The organism is Chitinophaga sp. CCNWYY40 (assembly GCF_037483205.1).
Taxonomy (GTDB): domain Bacteria; phylum Bacteroidota; class Bacteroidia; order Chitinophagales; family Chitinophagaceae; genus Chitinophaga; species Chitinophaga ginsengisegetis.
Genome location: NZ_JBBHLF010000009.1, coordinates 77,322 through 94,241, shown reverse-complemented (window position 1 = coordinate 94,241; position 16,920 = coordinate 77,322). Strand labels below are relative to the sequence as shown.

The 16,920-nt window shown below is 45.8% G+C and carries 11 protein-coding genes; 7 read left to right on the top strand and 4 right to left on the bottom strand.

What is annotated here, in order from left to right; genetic code table 11:
- Both V7S65_RS29950 and V7S65_RS29945 read right to left on the bottom strand, forming a co-directional pair.
- Positions 1–471: a MarR family winged helix-turn-helix transcriptional regulator gene (locus V7S65_RS29950; RefSeq protein WP_111579852.1), complete on the bottom strand. Its 471-nt coding sequence runs from the start codon at positions 469–471 to the stop codon at positions 1–3.
- A gap of 167 nt (positions 472–638) precedes the next feature.
- Positions 639–1,709, bottom strand: coding sequence for a tellurite resistance/C4-dicarboxylate transporter family protein (locus V7S65_RS29945; protein ID WP_133256259.1), 1,071 nt, complete (start codon positions 1,707–1,709; stop codon positions 639–641).
- A 120-nt stretch (positions 1,710–1,829) separates the two neighbouring features.
- Between V7S65_RS29945 and V7S65_RS29940 the strand changes: the two genes are divergently transcribed.
- The 6 genes from V7S65_RS29940 (at position 1,830) to V7S65_RS29915 (ending at position 7,676) form a co-directional block, all read left to right on the top strand.
- A complete protein-coding gene (locus V7S65_RS29940) occupies positions 1,830–2,519 on the top strand; it encodes a hypothetical protein (protein WP_336389344.1) in 690 nt (229 codons plus the stop codon).
- Positions 2,520–3,049: 530 nt separating this feature from the next.
- Positions 3,050–3,409: a nuclear transport factor 2 family protein gene (locus tag V7S65_RS29935; RefSeq protein ID WP_336389345.1), complete on the top strand. Its 360-nt coding sequence runs from the start codon at positions 3,050–3,052 to the stop codon at positions 3,407–3,409.
- 199 nt (positions 3,410–3,608) lie between these two features.
- Positions 3,609–4,232, top strand: coding sequence for a bifunctional 4-hydroxy-2-oxoglutarate aldolase/2-dehydro-3-deoxy-phosphogluconate aldolase (locus V7S65_RS29930; protein WP_336389346.1), 624 nt, complete (start codon positions 3,609–3,611; stop codon positions 4,230–4,232).
- A gap of 18 nt (positions 4,233–4,250) precedes the next feature.
- Complete coding sequence (gene dgoD, locus V7S65_RS29925) at positions 4,251–5,399, top strand: galactonate dehydratase (protein WP_336389347.1); 1,149 nt, start codon at positions 4,251–4,253, stop codon at positions 5,397–5,399.
- A gap of 21 nt (positions 5,400–5,420) precedes the next feature.
- Positions 5,421–6,725 carry an MFS transporter gene (locus tag V7S65_RS29920; RefSeq protein WP_336389348.1) on the top strand — a complete coding sequence of 435 codons (1,305 nt, stop codon included), beginning with the start codon at positions 5,421–5,423 and terminating at the stop codon, positions 6,723–6,725.
- 15 nt (positions 6,726–6,740) lie between these two features.
- Positions 6,741–7,676: a 2-dehydro-3-deoxygalactonokinase gene (locus V7S65_RS29915; RefSeq protein WP_336389349.1), complete on the top strand. Its 936-nt coding sequence runs from the start codon at positions 6,741–6,743 to the stop codon at positions 7,674–7,676.
- A gap of 75 nt (positions 7,677–7,751) precedes the next feature.
- Here the strand turns inward: V7S65_RS29915 and V7S65_RS29910 are convergent, their stop codons facing one another.
- Entirely contained in the window at positions 7,752–9,293 is a 1,542-nt protein-coding gene (locus V7S65_RS29910) for a glycoside hydrolase family 43 protein (RefSeq protein ID WP_336389350.1), read from the bottom strand.
- A 209-nt stretch (positions 9,294–9,502) separates the two neighbouring features.
- Positions 9,503–13,129 carry an HYR-like domain-containing protein gene (locus V7S65_RS29905; protein WP_336389351.1) on the bottom strand — a complete coding sequence of 1,209 codons (3,627 nt, stop codon included), beginning with the start codon at positions 13,127–13,129 and terminating at the stop codon, positions 9,503–9,505.
- A 631-nt stretch (positions 13,130–13,760) separates the two neighbouring features.
- Here V7S65_RS29905 and V7S65_RS29900 point away from each other — a divergent pair.
- Positions 13,761–16,889: a SusC/RagA family TonB-linked outer membrane protein gene (locus V7S65_RS29900; RefSeq protein ID WP_336389352.1), complete on the top strand. Its 3,129-nt coding sequence runs from the start codon at positions 13,761–13,763 to the stop codon at positions 16,887–16,889.
- The last annotated feature ends 31 nt before the right edge of the window (positions 16,890–16,920 follow it).

Below are 16,920 nucleotides of genomic sequence, written 5' to 3'. Positions count from 1 at the left end.
TTATTTAGGGGTGTTTAATTTTTGAGTTATTTCCTGCATGATTTTAATGGCTGACTGCATATAATTTTCAATCAGTGCCAATTCTTTTTTATTGAAGGAGTTAAAAAGGGCGGTCATTTTGGTTTCTATTTCGTTAAATATGCCACCCAGTTCTTTCATAATTACCGGTATATTGGGAACGATAATAACTTTACGCCTATCTGTTTTGTCAAACTCCCTGGATACAAATTTTTTCTTTTCAAATCTGTCTATCAGCCCTGTAACTGTGCCTGTGGTCAGGCCCGTATATTTTGCCAGTTCACCTGCTGTCATTGAGCCATGTTGAACAATGAAACCTAAGTACTTGTGGTCAGTGGCTGAAAGTCCCGCCTTTCGTGCAATAGCTTCGTGCATAAAAATGGAAGCGTCGGAATACAGCCGGCTTGTAGCTCCGAACTTGTTAAGCAGGTCGTCTGGTTGTTTTTTACTCATGTGCCAAGTATCTTGTATGCAAAGATAAATGGTTTGCAAGTAATATTCCAAATGCTTTTGCGTTTTTTTTAGAAAAGGGGTTGGGAGGATATTGCCGTAATCTTATGGAAAATAAGCCGGGGAGCAACTTAGGGGGGATAGGGGATGAACGGACTTAACCGTTTTGCTTACTGCGACTTTTTATCATAGTTTTTTAAATGAAAGAAATCAATAAATAAACCAATCATCACGATCACCCACGTGCCTAAAGCTATTGTAACAAATAAAGCGGAAACAGGTTTCAGGAAACTGAAACCGGTGATGCCCGCATACGTATAGGTACATACGCCGTACATGCCCAGTGGGAAAACCATCGACCAATACTGCGGATCATACCTGAGTTGCACGCCGGCAATAAAGTGCCGGTAGAAAAACATGATGAATAGTAAGGGGATCCACCAGCTGGCGAAAGCCCAGAAAAACATCGTGAACGCCTGTACGAAGCCGGCCCACTCACTGAGTGTTTGGTGTGTATGCGCATACATAACAAGGCGGGAGCCGGCCAGTGTAATGATGGCCACCGCACCCATATTGATCCAGTAGGGTGGTGTAAGGGTTTCTGCTTTCATGCTGAAAAACAGCCAGCGATAAAGGATTAGCCCGATAAGCACAAAGTAAAACATGCCACCTATCATATAGGTACATAGTGAAATAAATGCAATGAGCCAATGAAGCGCGCTGCTGTTGGCAATGATGGCGCCCAAAACAGCCACCGACTCTGTAGATACAACAATCAACAGCCAGGCGCCATTGATACTCTGCTCCAGGGAAGGTTTGGGCTCCTTCATAATATTTACAAGGAAGAAAGTATACAACAACAGTATCCAGAGTACAAACCCCACTATCCATAATATCAGCGCAATATCCATGCGGCCGGTGATAAGCGCCACCTGGCTGCCCAGCACATTGTTACCCGCCACCAGCGTGAGGAAGGTAACGCCCCTGGCCGAATGATGAAGATCGTTCCAAACCACTACCGGGAATTTTATAATCCGGAGAATAAGGATGATCCATAACAGGAGGTAAAAAAATACATTTAAACCGAGGAAAATGCCGGCCATCCGGGTATAAGACCAGAGGAACATTCCTATGGAAACAATACCAGTAGCCATTATCAGCGCAAAATAACCAGGGAAGAAATTTTCCAGTGAAGTGGTGTTAACCGGTTGACCAGGATGTGCGAGTCCAGCTTTAAGCATGATCAGGGTTTTATGTAATTTAAGATTTACTGCGCAGAATAATCTTTTCACCTGACTATTTTATTTTTTGAATATAAGGAGAGAAAGAACTAAATTTTTCACCGTTTCTCAATTGTTAACATGACAGATCATAAAACCATACTTAAAAATTTTGTAAGCTCATTCAAAAAATGGCTGTCGGAAAACTATTCTCCACAAGAGATCCATGATCTGCAAATTGATGATGCCAGTTACCCGGAGTGGAAACGGATAGAAGCGTATTTTTCAACCCTGCTTGCTGCCAAACAAATCAATCAGCTGGATGATGAAGACCTGGCTCATCTGCTTTACCTTATTGCCCGGCATTGGGATATCGGGAGAATGATTGCGTGGTTATCCCATGCGCCGGCACTGTCAAACATCGGTGATCTGTCGGCCGGTGATTTTATGATTCTTGCCAGGGCGGTGTCTAAACTATCCCAGGCTGAGTATAATGATGCAAAGTATCAGTTTGCAGCCTGTTTCGAAAAGAAATTCGATACCCTGACACCCGAAATAGAGCACATACTTTTAGACCTTTACCATAGCAATGATGAATATACCCGCCGGCTATCCTTGCTGGCGCTGGCAAAACTGGGTTATCCGGCTATAAGGGTGTTATTGAAGCAATCGTGGGAAACAGTTGAGGAGCAATATCATAAAATTGGGTGCCTGCAGGCCATTGACGAATATGTAAAAGATCCGGCACTGCTTGATGAATACCTTATATTGGCTGAAGCTGAAACCGGTGATGAGTTGAAAAAATACGTAGTCAGGCTCAGTAATGAATAAAATGAGGGCATCGCCAGATCTTGTTGGACCTTCAAAAGGTGCTATAATAGATATTGGATACTTCTCAGTTACTTCTCAGTTACTTAGGACTCGTGTATGTGTCGTATTCCCTATACAGTCTCCATACAGTCCCTATACACTCTCCATACAGTCCCTATACACTCTCCATACACTCCCCATACACTCACAATACACTCCCCATACACTCCCCATACACTCCCCATACACTTAGGATTCCAAATTATTGGTTGGATCCTGGAAAAATCTTGTCTCTTTCTAAAGATATTTTGAATGTCGTCGATGTAAAATATCACTCTTTTGGGGATATTTTACCGACATAATCCGGCAAAAAGCGGCAAAAGCGGCGGATTTGTTTTTCCGTAGTTCCGCCAGGGAGTAATTTCGTGTCGTATATCGAAGTGCAATCCTGTATGATCAGATGGAGAAACTTAACAGGCATAGCCATAGAAATATTTTAGTTATGCATAAACAAGATGTATTTTTATTTTCATCAACAAAAACCTTATTTCATGACAGTAGAACAAATTGCGGCACGTTTGGCCGGGCTTTGCCGGGAAGAAAAATTTGATGTGGCACAAAATGAACTGTATGCGGATGATGCAGTCAGCATAGAGCCATATGCTATCCCGGGCTTTGAAAAAGAAACCAGGGGGTTGGAGGCTTTAATTGAGAAAGATAAGAAGTTCAGCGCTATGGTGGAAGCCAGGTATGGTACTGTTGTTTCGCCGCCACTGATCGCGGGAAATGTTATTGCTTTCACACTCACAATGGATATAAAACTGATTGGCAGGGATCGTACAAAGATGAATGAGCTTTGCGTATATCACGTGAAAGATGGTAAAATTATTTCAGAACAGTTCTTCATGTAACAGATCAGAGGTTAACCAGCCAGGTTAAGGTGATACCCACGTTAAGTTGCAGTAGCTGGTATTTCTGACCGGCGTTAAAGTACTCATTTATAGAAGTGATATTACGTTTGGGCGTTCCCGTGCCCCGGAATGTAATAAATGTTGAAAATACGCTTATTTATTTTTATCTTTCCGGTATTCAATCATACGCGTAAATTCCATGTCTACACTCTCTCAAATACTCGAACATAAGATTATTGCCATCATCCGCGGTGTAGAGCCGGCAGATGTGCTGCGGGTGGCAGAAGCCATATATGCCGGCGGGATCCGCCTGCTGGAAGTGACGATGAATTCAAGCGAACCGCTGGCCGTTATCAAAGAGGTGTCCGCGAAAATGGGCGACAAAATGATCATCGGTGCGGGCACTGTACTGGACGCCGCTACAACCAGGGAAGCAGTTGCGGCAGGAGCACGTTTCATACTTTCTCCCATACTGGAGCCTGAAGTGATCAAAACAGCGAGGGAACTGGGCGTGGTGAGTATCCCCGGCGCTTACACGGCAACAGAAGTTTACGCTGCCTATAAACAAGGGGCAGACATGATCAAGGTTTTCCCGGCTACTTCTGCCGCTTATATCAAAGACATTTCAGCACCACTGCCCAAAATGCACCTGTTGCCTACGGGCGGTATTACACCTGAGAATATCAAAGATTTCCAGAAGGCCGGTGCTGCCGGCTTTGGTATTGGCAGCGCCCTGGTGAATGCCAACACCGCCGTTACACCGGAATACCTGCAGCAACTTGCCATAAAGGCGCAACAGTTCATCCGCGCCATTCAATCCTGAAAAAAGTAATACATCGTTATGAAAATAAAAAGCTATGAACTATTCCAGGTGCCGCCACGCTGGCTGTTCCTGAAAATAGAAACGGACGAAGGCATTATTGGCTGGGGCGAACCGGTGATAGAAGGGAAAGCCGCTACCGTTAAAACCGCGGTGGACGAGTTGATGGAATACCTGTTGGGTAAAGACCCCATGAATATTGAAGACCACTGGAACGTGATGTACCGCGCCGGCTTTTACCGCGGTGGTCCCATCCTGATGAGCGCTATTGCCGGCATTGATCAGGCGCTGTGGGACATCAAAGGGAAATATTACAACGCGCCCGTCTACCAGTTACTGGGCGGCAAAGCACGCGATAAAATGAAGGTCTACTCCTGGATTGGGGGCGACCGTCCTGCAGAAGTGGGAGAGGCCGCCCGTAAAATGGCAGAACAAGGCTTCCTGGCCGTAAAGATGAATGCCACGGAAGAATTGCAGTACATAGACAGTTATGAAAAAATAGACGCAGCCATTAAACGCATTGCCACCGTGCGGGAAACCGTAGGGCCGGGAATAGGTATCGGCATAGACTTTCACGGCCGGGTACACAAGCCTATGGCCAAAATACTGGCCAAAGAAATGGAGCCTTTCCGCCCCATGTTTATCGAAGAACCGGTACTGCCGGAAAATAATGAAGACCTGCGCGAAATTGCACAACATGTGGCCATCCCCATCGCCACCGGTGAGCGCATGTTTTCCAAATGGCAATTCAAAATGCTGCTGAAGGATGGCTATGTAGACATTATTCAGCCGGATGTTTCCCACGCGGGCGGCATCACCGAATGCAAAAAAATCATTTCTATGGCGGAGGCTTTTGATGTGGCAGCCGCGCCGCATTGTCCGCTGGGGCCCATTGCGCTGGCCGCCTGCCTGCAGGTAGACGCTACCTGTCACAATGCTTTTATACAGGAACAAAGCCTGGGCATTCACTATAACCAGGGCAGTGACCTGCTGGACTACCTGGTGGATAAAACCGTGTTCCAATACAGTGAGGGCTATGTGGAGATACCTTCCAAACCTGGTTTGGGTATAGAGATCAACGAAGCGCATGTAAGAAAAATGGCGGCAGAAGGACATAACTGGCGCAACCCCGTATGGCGGCATACCGACGGCAGTGTAGCGGAATGGTAAACACAGATCTGCAAAAACTACATGAAAGCATTCCATCCTGACGCGAAGCCGTCGAAAATACGTTACCAGGTACTGTTCCTGATATTTGTGAATGTTGTGATCAACTACATGGACAGAAGCAACCTGGCGGTAGCCGCTTCTGAAATAGACAAGGAATTCGGACTTACACCGGTACAACTGGGCCTGGTTTTTTCCGCGTTCAGCTGGACCTACCTGGTTTTCCAGATACCGGGCGGTATACTGGTGAACCGTTTCAGTCCACACATCCTGTATGCGATCTGCCTCATTGGTTGGTCGCTGGCTACCGTGATGCAGGGATTTGCAAAAGGCTTTGCCTCCCTGTTTGGTCTTCGCATGACCACCGGTATGTTTGAAGCACCGGCTTTTTCCATCAACAACCGGGTGGTGAGTAATTGGTTCCCTGACAATGAGCGGGCTTCCGCTATTGCCGTGTATACTTCCGGCCAGTTCCTGGGGCTGGCCTTCCTGATGCCGGTGCTGTCGATAATCCAGCTTGAAGTGGGTTGGAGAGGACTCTTCGTGGTGACTGGTCTCATTGGTATTGTTTGGGGCATCATATGGTACCTGCTTTACCGGGACCCGCTCAAACACAAGGCAGTCAATGCTGCGGAGCTGCAACATATTGAGCGCGGCGGCGGATTGCTGGACAAGCAGCAATCCGAAAAGAAAACGGCCTTCCGGTGGGCGGACCTGAAAATCGTGCTTTCCTATCGTAAGCTATGGGGAATTTATATCGGTCAGTTTGCAGTAAACTCTACACTCTGGTTCTTCCTCACCTGGTTCCCGAAGTACCTGGCAGACTATCGTGGCCTGAACTTCATCAAATCAGGCTACTGGGTTTCTGTGCCTTACGTGGCGGCATTTACAGGCATATTGTGTTCCGGCTTTTTATCTGACTACCTGGTAAAAAAAGGGGTATCTGCTGCAAAGGCGCGCAAGCTGCCTATCATCATAGGTTTGCTGTTATCCGCCTTTATACTAGGTGCGAACTATGTAAACATGCCCGGCCTCATCATCTTCTTTATGTCCCTTTCATTTTTTGGGGTAGGCTTTGCTTCCATCACCTGGATATTTGTTTCTACACTGGCGCCCAAACATCTCATCAATCTTACAGGTGGTGTGTTTAATTTTATCGGTCAGCTGGCGGGCATTATTGTGCCTATTGTAATAGGTTTCCTGGCAAGTGGTGGCAGCTTTGCACCGGCATTGGTTTTTGTGGCCGTACTCGGCTTGCTGGGTGCATGCTCGTATATTTTCCTGGTAGGAAATGTGGAACGGATAAAAATAGAAGAAGAGAATGAATAGTTTAAACAATAACAGATGAATTATTTTTTAAGCTGCGACTGGGGTACCAGCTCCTTCCGGCTACGACTGGTAGAAGCCGGCAGTCTGAGCATCATAGCAGAAGAAAAATCAGGTGCAGGTATTGCTGCCACTTATCAGCAATGGCAACAAACATCCCTGCCCCGCGAAGACTTTTTTGCTTCGGTCATCAACCGGCAGATTGATATACTGGCCGGGAGAACAGGTATTTCACTGCAAGACGTGCCGGTAGTATTGTCCGGTATGGCATCTTCCAGCATTGGCATGGTGGAGCTGCCCTACAGGGAGTTGCCGTTTAGCCTGAGCGGAGCAGATCTGGCCGTACATACCTTCAACCGGTTCATTATTATTTCCGGCGCGTGCAACGGGCACGATGTGATGCGTGGCGAAGAAACAAAAGTTGCAGGCTGCGTAGCAATGTTACCAAATACAACACAGGAACAATGGCTGCTGATACCAGGCACTCATCCCAAACACGTGATAGTAAACCGTCATCAGGCAGTTCGTTTTCAAACGTTCATGACCGGTGAATTTTTTGAGCTGCTATCCACTCACAGTATCCTGGCCACATCGGTAAGTAATGGCGGAACACTGGATGACCCGGCGTCCCGCGCCTGCTATACAGAAGGCGTTCACGCGGGACAATCGGATAACCTGCTGCATGCAGCCTTTATGGTACGCACCAACCAGTTGCTGAAAAAAATCCCTGCCGGACATAACCGCTTTTATTTAAGTGGCCTGCTCATAGGTGCAGAACTGAAAGCAGTACCAGCTAATAACTCCGTATATCTTGTGGCGGGGCCACAGCATGCGCCGCTTTATACCCTGGCGTGCGAGGCATTGAACATTCATGTGGCAGCGGTTATAGATGCAGATGAGGCGCTGGTACGGGGGCAACAGGAGGTTGTTTTAAGTTTGCAGCGGAGAGGATAATGTTGTAAGAATATGGATAGTATAAAAAGAGAAGACCTGCATTATGCAGGTCTTCTCTTTTTATACTATCCTAAGTTACCGCCGGAACCAATTAATATCTACATGGCCACCTGCCGCAGATGCGCCGGTATTAAAATTAAATAATGCAAACCGGTTGGCTGTCCAGTCCAGCCCCAGGGCCATTTTCAATTCGTTTCCAATAGGAAGAAAATCTTTGCCGTTTGTACTATAGGAAAAAGTTGCAGTAAAGTCTTTCTCCCTTACACTGGTTTTAAACCAGATTTTATTACGCTTTAAATTAACAACTGCTGCAACGCTGTCATTTTTAGCCATTATAATTTCCTTTCTGCCACCGGTTTGCCGGACTGCCACATACGCATAAGGAACCTGGAATATACCCAAACCTGCTATGTCATTATCTTTCATTCCACTGATATCTATTTCTGCGGTGCCTTCTGAAAACGGACCTTCTACCCGCTGACTCAAAGTATTGATGGCATGAAATAGTGTGGAAGCATTACCTGCCTTTAAACGAAGATACCCCGGCCGTTCACGCAACGACCATTTGCTGTTATCGGGATTATGGTTCCATTGCCATTGTAATGCGAGTTCGGGCGAGTTGAATTCATCGGAGCTGGCAGGAACAGTAATAGGGGAGGTTACTCCGGTCACAGGTTTAGGGAAGGTATCCACGCCTATCCCGTTTTTACCCAGTATGGGCCAGCCATCAATCCAGGTAACAGGTTCGAGATTAGGCACACGGCCTATAGGGCCGCGGTCCTGCATAATAATAAACCACCACGAGCCGTCTTTCAACTGTACCATACCGCCCTGATGCAAGCCATTGCCGGGATAGGTATGATCATCCTGCATCACTACTTTCGATTCATAAGGACCATAGATACTATCTGAACGCAAACAAACCTCGCGGCCCCGTGTGCCGCCGGTAGAGCCGAGTATATAGTATTTATTATTGATTTTGTAAAGATGTGATCCTTCAAGATAAGGAAAGCCGGGATTGTCGTAAATCTTCTTCCGGGGAACTTTTACAGACTTCGCATCGCTGTTTAATTCGGTGATATAAAGCGTTTGCTGTCCATGCGCAACATATACCTTGCCGTTATCATCAAAAAAGAGTCCCGGATCATATAGGTACTCATTGAATATTGTTCTTGTCCACGGGCCATTTATATTTTTGGCGGTACAAATGGAAAAATGTCCTTCTTTTGATTCCATCCTGGGTGTGCAGAATCCCACATAAAAGGTGCTGTCGTGATAGCGGATGGTGGCGGCCCAGGAACCGCTCAGGTACATATCTCCCCCTTTCATATCATAACGGGGATCTTCCTCATACCTTGAAACTGCATAGCCTGCCATCTCCCAATTTACCAGGTCGCGGGAAACAGCAATAGGGCAGCCCGGTACATAATGCATGCTGGTGGAAATAAAATAGAATTTATCGTCTACCCGGATAATGTCCGGATCTGGCCAGTCGCCCCACATGAGGGGATTTTTAAAATATCCGTTGCCCAAATCGGGCGTCCAGCTTTTGGTAGTTTGTGAGAAAATAGTGGAGACGCTCAACAGGAGCGTAAATAATGCTAACGTTCTTTTCATTGATCACTGTATTTCGTTTTTTCTAATAATATGTCGTCTTTCTGCTGACAGCTGTAGGCGGATACCGGCAAGATAATAGATTTCACAACAATATTACAAGATGCGATTCAGACAACCGGGGCTATCATCATTTTGGCTGAAAATAAAGAAGACCCGGATATTAACCCGGGCCCTCTTGTTCTCAACAGATCAAACAACAACAAGCAAAATTATTTTACAGGTACAATTTTTCCGCTGGCGGAAGATTGCCCTACTATTAATTTATAGATGAGTAATATTCTGGAATTATCTGCTACATGATATTCTATCTGCTGTGTGCTACCCTTACTAACTACTCCTCTGTAGATAACATCTACCTGGTGTCCCTGTATATCATAAAGGATCAGTTGCGCTTTACCTGTTTCAGGTGCTACATAGCGGAACGTGATCACCTCTGAATACGGATTCGGGAATACGGTAACTGTTAACTTCTGCGGAGCCGGCTCCTTACTGAGGATTGCCTGGTCAGCATTGCTGTATGATATATTGGTAACATTGGTGACAGGCGCCACTGATTTACCCCATCCTATCAATACGGCGCATTTATCAAATCCATTGTTGATGGCATTTATTGCCGCATTTACATCGGAAATACTCACTCCGCTGACAGTTTGACCTCCCAGGTATTTGTTGGCAAGCGTAAATAATCCCTGAACAGTAGACTGCCCGGTAGACGACAGGTAGTTTACTACGCTGGAAGGCAACCTGAATGTATCTATTTTGGATACTGGGGTGCTGCTGCCACAGGTAGTGAGTTGGGCGGTGAACAGGGTGTCCCCGTCAATAGTGAGTCCTGGCAATGTAGGTGTAACGCCCATATTGAAGAACAGTGCCATTGTTTGTGCCAGAAGAACATTGTTGATTTTACCCAGCGTTGCCTTTGCGGTTGATACCGGAACATTTGACCAGGTAGCTGTTTTGCTGTAGGTGGCATATCCTTTCAACGCAACAGGGGTACCGCCGCCGGGCAGCATATTAAATATGCTATTATTGGTAACATCACTCAGGAAAAGGGTGAAGAACTTACCTGTCGATTTCAGTCCGAAGATGGCAGAATCGCCTGGCTGTGCATCGGTTACACTTGTCATCATTTGTTGCGCAGTAAAAGATCTTCCTCCCGGCGTGCATCCCAGGCCGCCTTTATTGCCATAGAATCCCTGGGTATAAGTACAATAGCTCACGCAGCAGCTTACGGTAATGCCCTGCTCTACATAGGTGGAGTTACCACAGGTGTCGGTGGCAGTCCAGCGTCTGATATATTTGAACGGACAACTGGTTCCTTCTCTTCTGTCGCTGGTAGTTACGCTGAATGTATTGCCGCAGTTGTCAGTAAATGTTGGCGTGTCAAAAGTGACGGCAGCGCCGCAATTTACCAGTTTATCATTCCCTTTGGATATCACCACAGGAGCAATGTTGTCATTTACTACAATGGTTTGTTTAAGGGTATCTGATGTATTACCACAGGCGTCTGCTGCCCACCATTTACGTACCAGTGTAAATTTGTTTACACAGGTGCTGTCTGTTATTACAGCAGAGGAGTATACCGTTGCATGGCTGCAGTTATCACTGGCTGTTATTGATTGCGGACCAGGTATATCTTTGGCGCAACTTAACTGAAGGTCGGTAACGGTGCCGGAAAGAACCGGTGCAGTATTGTCTTTAATATGGATGGTTTGTTTAACAGAATCGCTGTTGCCGCAAACATCTGCAAATATCCAGGTGCGGATAATCGTAGAGTCGCATGCGGTACCACTGCCGGTTTCACTATATACCGGTGTAAGTGTGGCGTCGCAGTTATCTGTAGCGGTCGGTGAAGGCAATACAGGGATGTCTTTTAAGCATTCCAGGTTTACCTCTTTATCAAAATCTGCACTGATAACCGGTTTAACGTTATCATTAACGGTAATGGTTTGCTTAATGGTGTCGGAGGTATTACCACAGGCATCTGCAGCCCACCATTTGCGTACTACTGTAAATTTGTTCACACAGGTGCTGTCGGTTGTTTCCTGGCTCATCTGTACTTTCACGTCGGCGAGGCAATTATCGGAAGCCGTGATTGCGGGTGCCGCCGGAAGGTCTTTTGAGCAGGTAATGGAGGCATCGGGGGCGGTGCCGGAAAGAACCGGTGCGATCGTATCTTTTACATACAAGATCCGCTCACAGGTATTTGTTACCTTACCATCAGGCGTAGTGGTAATGAGTTGCAGCTTATAGGAGCCACAGGTGCTTCCTGCCAGTACGGTTACGGTATCTTTATTGATGGCGCCTGTGATGCTGCCATCGCCGGTAATACTCCAGCTATAGGAGCCCACCTCGGAGGGTAACGGACCTTTGTAAACATTGATTGAACCCGGACAAACGGGATCAGGGCCGTCAATTACGCAGGGCGATACAGGGTGTTGGATCACCGTAATCACTACCGTATCTTTTCCGGAGCAGCCGTTGTTGTCAGTAGCTGTTACAACAAACTGGAATGTTCCGGTACCTGTTGGGATGAATTCAGGATTATAAATATTTGGATCTGAAAGTCCTGTAACAGGGCTCCAGCTGAATGTATAAGGTGCAGTACCTCCATTGGCGGATGCGCTGAGGTAAGCAGTATCAAGATGGGTGATAGACTGGTCGGCTCCTGCGTTGGCCATTACCTTTGTGATGGTGATCGTCTGCCCCGGGTTAATATGAGAACCAAGGTAGCAGGTATCCGAAAGTCCATCACGGGTAACAATCAGTTGAAGGTTGAACGTGCCTGCTGTAAATGCAGCACCAACCGGCACTACCTGTATATTGGCAAGGGTGTTATTTACGATCTTTGCATTGGCAGTATTACTACCAATGATACTCCACAGATAGGTAAGCCCGGCAGCATCGTCTACAGTTGAGGTGTAGCTTAATGAAGACGTTTCTATACAACCTGTAGCAGGGCCGCTAACCGTGCATTTGGGAGGAATAAAAACAGCATCTGTTTTCAGGGATCTGTCCTGGTTACCAATGCTGACTACATTACCATCGATGATCCAGTTTTTTAGCCGCATATGATAGGGAGATCCGTTGATAGAAGAAGCCGAGTTGGTTTCTCCGGTAACGGGATCTTTTCCCCAATCGATGATACTGGCTATATGTCCGCCCCAGGCGAGTACCACTGTTTCTTTTAACGCCTTGAAGGTGATGTTGATTACTGTTTCCGACTGGGAGGCAGTAAGACTACCCTCGGACGCATACACCACACTGGTCAGGTCTGCGTTGTAACCGGTCATTACCCGCTCAGCGGCAGGTAACGCATTGAAGCTGGTGGCGGGCTGCCCGGAAACAGGCGATCCGTCGCTGGACGGAGCCGGAATGGGTTCAACATCTGTAGATGTAAAATAGCTTACCGGGAAACCGGTAATGTTTAATATTGGATTCACCGTTTCCGTTGTATGGAGGAATACGCCATGTGGTTCCAGCCGCTGAAATTGCGTAATATAATCCAGTGCATGTTTACCTCCGTTCATGATATCTAATCCAACTACGAGGGTATATGTCTTATTCACAACAAGGTTCGTCAGTATGGCCCTGTATGGAACAGAATATCCCTCCAGAAAATGTGCCTGGTTGCTGTTCAGGTTACCATTAATCCAGTCAACCGGAGAAGTGGGCGCCGTGGATTTACCATTGGCGCCCTGGTCTAAGTTGGCTGATTGCGCCATACCGCGAAACCCCGCCATGATAAGGAGAATGAGGGTAAGAAGAAGCGTGGGTAATTTAAAATAAAAGGATCGTGTACGTTGGAAGTTTGAGGGTAAATCTACTACTTTCATAAACACAAATTTTAGCGTTGGACAAAAAGAAGTTGATTGCGTGTAGTGAGGTACACGTAGTTACAGGGGCAGATTAAACAGCGGGAACAGGTCTGCTATTGCTGCACACGCATATTATTTGCCTGATACGTTGATTGTTGGGAGATCCAGGAATATAGTTAAAAGAGGAAGATCAGGGATATCGCTAAAATAAAACTGAAAGAAGAAAATTTGAAGACTTGTCCGAATTATTCTCTGAACAAAACACTATTTGCAAAGCCAATTGGTTGATATTTTTTAATGCTGATACAAAGGTTAATTATTTTTAAAGAATAAAAAAATATTTTACGTACTTCCTATGTCCTTTTAGGTATAAGGGGCAACACCATAGTGGTGTCAATTTCTGTAAATCCTCCTTTTTTAACCCCTGGTATAATTATAAGATATTGAAAGATAAATGATTATTCTTGTCGTGTTGCGCTGGCAGGGTGCTGTCTGCGTGAACATCGTCCCTGCAAAAATAGCATTTGTAATGGTCAATTTAAGCGTTGTACACCGGGCAGGATTGTAAGATCTTTAGGTAGACCAGAGATGTCATCAACCGAACAATGAATTACTATTCCACAAATTTGCCACCTGTACAATTTTTTTTATGAACCAAACTAAGTCGTTATTATGGGCGATTGCGTTATTGTGCATATTGCTGCAATCTACGCGTATTTATTCCCAAAGCAAGATTAGCGTTAAAGGTATTGTCACCGATTCTACCGGAGCGCCGTTGCCTGGCGCAACTGTCAGCCAGGAAGGGAATCTGAAAAACGGAACGGTATCCGGTCCGGAGGGCCGCTTTGAATTAAACATGCCTCCCGGCAGCCGTCTGAGAATTACGATGACCGGCTTTCGTACCGCGTTTGCTGTTTCCGGTACTTCACAGTTGAACATTACCTTACACCCCGTTGCCACAGAACTGACAGATGTGGTGGTAGTAGGGTATGGTACACAGAAACGTACCAAAATGACTTCTGCTGTTTCCTCTATTAATGCAAAGGACATACAGCTTATTCCTGCTACCAATTTATCAAATGTACTGGCAGGACGCATGTCGGGCACTTTTATCAGTTCACCTACGGGTACACCCGGTATTGGCTCTAAGGTTAAAGTACGGTCTACTTCTTCCTTCAGTAACAGTGCTGTGGAACCGCTGTATGTAATTGATGGCGTTGTACGGGATAAAACCAGTTTCGATGCACTGGATCCCAATGAAGTAGCGGATATCACCATTTTAAAAGATGCTTCCTCTGCAGCTATTTATGGTTCCCGCTCTTCTAACGGCGCCATCCTGGTAACAACAAAAACAGGTAAGAGCGGTACGGCAGTTATCAATTTTAACGCCACCTACAACACGCAACGTGTAGGTAAACTGCCGGAATATATGCCTGTTAAAGATGGATTGAATTTAAGCAAAGCAGTGAACGGAGGATTAAGCGATGAAGAAATTAACTGGGTGCTTAAAAATAATCCTGGCGGCGACAATTATTACAAAGCCGCTTACACCAATCCTTCCAGCCAACGTTACGCATTAAGCGTTTCAGGAGGTAATGAAAAGATAAGAGCTTATATAGGCGGTTCTTATATTAAAGAAGATGGATTCCTGCCACAGGTATCTTATAAGAAATATAATCTGCGTGGAAATGTGCAGGCCAACCTGGTGAAAAATCTTACACTCGGCTTAAACCTCGGAACAAGTTATGGTACCCGCAACCGTTTCAACTTTACCTATGATTATGGCTCCGATGACCTGAATAATCTTTGGGGTAAGCTACTGTACTGGGATGTATTTGCCAGTCCGTATATAGACGGCAAACCGAACAACCCCGGCTGGTTGGGAAATCCAATAGAGATGATGAAAAACGGCGGATACTGGCGTAACAACAACCAACAGATAGATGCGTTGGTTACTGCTGAGTACAAAATACCTGCGGTGGAAGGATTGAGTGTAAAAGGTACTTACAGCAAAAACTTCGACAATAGCTATATAAAAACCTTTGCCAAAAAACAACAGCTGTATAATTTTAAGAAAACAGGCCCCAATGGTTTGATCTATACAGATACGTTGGTAGGTAGTGTTTTAAGCGGAGATCCCGGCACCCAGTATTTAGGTAATGAATACAACAAATCCAATACTTACCAGCTAAACGCACAGATCAACTACGACCGTACATTTGGAAAACATACGGTTGGCGCCCTGGCTGTTTATGAGCAGTATGAGGGATACACGAACTTTTTCAGCATGTACCGGTATAATTTCCCGCTCGTTGCCACCGACCAGTTTTTATATACCAGCGCCAACAATGCGGACTGGTCAACAAATGGTAACGAAGGCCAGATCGGAAGGTTGTCTTATATCGGAAGGATCAATTATGACTACGATGCCAAATATCTATTTAGCGCATCTGTCAGGAGAGACGGATCTACCAACTTCGCACCGGATAAGCGCTGGGGTTGGTTCCCGTCAGTGTCCGGAGGTTGGGTGATTTCAAGGGAAGGGTTTTTCCAGTCGTCGGTAATTGGTCATGCGGTTGATTTCTTAAAGTTGCGTGCATCCTATGCTACCACCGGTAATGATATCCTGGATAAAGACGATCCTAACAGCAGATGGAGATGGATGGAGCAGTATATTATCCAGGGAGGTACTTATTTTCTTGGCGCTTCCGGCACCCCGGCATCACGCCTTGCATACGGTGGATTGCCTAACAGCAATTTAACCTGGGAGAAGTCAAACTCCGCAGGTGTTGGTGTGGATGCAACGGTCTTTAAAAATGTACGTCTCAGCTTCGACTACTGGAAACGTCAGTCCTATGATATATTAGGTAGCCGCATCCTGGCTATTCCCAACGAGTTTGGAGCATCCTTACCACCTGAAAACTACGGGAAAGTTAGTTCCAATGGTATTGAAATAGAGCTTGGCTATAACAATACTATCGGCAAAAACTTCAGCTACAATGTAAAAGGTGTATTCACCTATGCTACCAATAAAGCTATCAGGAAAGATGTTGCCGCCAATACCCAGGACTATGCAAACCCAATCGGGAAAACGCTGGCATATGGATATGGCTACCAGGCGCTGGGCGTAATACGCACACAGGAAGATTTAAATAAGTTGCCGGCCGGTTATACTATCAATGGAGTAGCACCGGCGCTGGGAGATATGCTGCTGGCGGATTTGAGTGGCCCTGACGGTAAGCCCGATAATAAAGTAGACAGTTACGACCAAACCGTGCTGGGCAAATATTTTGGAGCAGATAATGCCCCTATGGCCTACGGGTTAAACATCTCCTTATCGTATAAAGGATTTACAGTAGATGCATTATTTTCCGGGCTCACGGGATATAAAATAAGCTACAACGACGCCTGGGGCCGGAATTTTGGCGGCGGCGGAAAAGTTCCCCAATACCATGCTGATTCCTGGAGTACAGAAAACCCTAATGGTTCTACTCCTAAAATATACCCGTGGGGAGATCCGCACTCAGCAGGCTATACATGGACTTCTACCTTCAATGTATACAACGGCGGTTTTTTACGGATGAAATACCTGAACATCAATTATAAACTGCCCGATATCGTATTGAATAAACTGGCGATTAAAGATACCAGGATTTTCCTGGCAGGATCAAACCTGTTTAATATCACCAAATTTAAGTTGTATGATCCTGAAGTGTCTCAATTCATGAGTTATCCAACCATGAGAACTTTTACCGCAGGAATTGACATAAGGTTGTAGAAAAGCGTGTTTAAATTAAAAAAACAAGAAA

Excerpts from the sequence above, each read along its gene's own strand:
- V7S65_RS29920 (WP_336389348.1), top strand. The coding sequence starts at position 5,421 with ATGAAAGCATTCCATCCTGACGCGAAGCCGTCGAAAATACGTTACCAG.
- dgoD (WP_336389347.1), top strand. The coding sequence starts at position 4,251 with ATGAAAATAAAAAGCTATGAACTATTCCAGGTGCCGCCACGCTGGCTG.
- V7S65_RS29905 (WP_336389351.1), bottom strand. The coding sequence starts at position 13,129 with ATGAAAGTAGTAGATTTACCCTCAAACTTCCAACGTACACGATCCTTT.
- V7S65_RS29950 (WP_111579852.1), bottom strand. The coding sequence starts at position 471 with ATGAGTAAAAAACAACCAGACGACCTGCTTAACAAGTTCGGAGCTACA.
- V7S65_RS29945 (WP_133256259.1), bottom strand. The coding sequence starts at position 1,709 with ATGCTTAAAGCTGGACTCGCACATCCTGGTCAACCGGTTAACACCACT.
- V7S65_RS29910 (WP_336389350.1), bottom strand. The coding sequence starts at position 9,293 with ATGAAAAGAACGTTAGCATTATTTACGCTCCTGTTGAGCGTCTCCACT.
- V7S65_RS29930 (WP_336389346.1), top strand. The coding sequence starts at position 3,609 with ATGTCTACACTCTCTCAAATACTCGAACATAAGATTATTGCCATCATC.
- V7S65_RS29940 (WP_336389344.1), top strand. The coding sequence starts at position 1,830 with ATGACAGATCATAAAACCATACTTAAAAATTTTGTAAGCTCATTCAAA.
- V7S65_RS29900 (WP_336389352.1), top strand. The coding sequence starts at position 13,761 with ATGAACCAAACTAAGTCGTTATTATGGGCGATTGCGTTATTGTGCATA.
- V7S65_RS29935 (WP_336389345.1), top strand. The coding sequence starts at position 3,050 with ATGACAGTAGAACAAATTGCGGCACGTTTGGCCGGGCTTTGCCGGGAA.
- V7S65_RS29915 (WP_336389349.1), top strand. The coding sequence starts at position 6,741 with ATGAATTATTTTTTAAGCTGCGACTGGGGTACCAGCTCCTTCCGGCTA.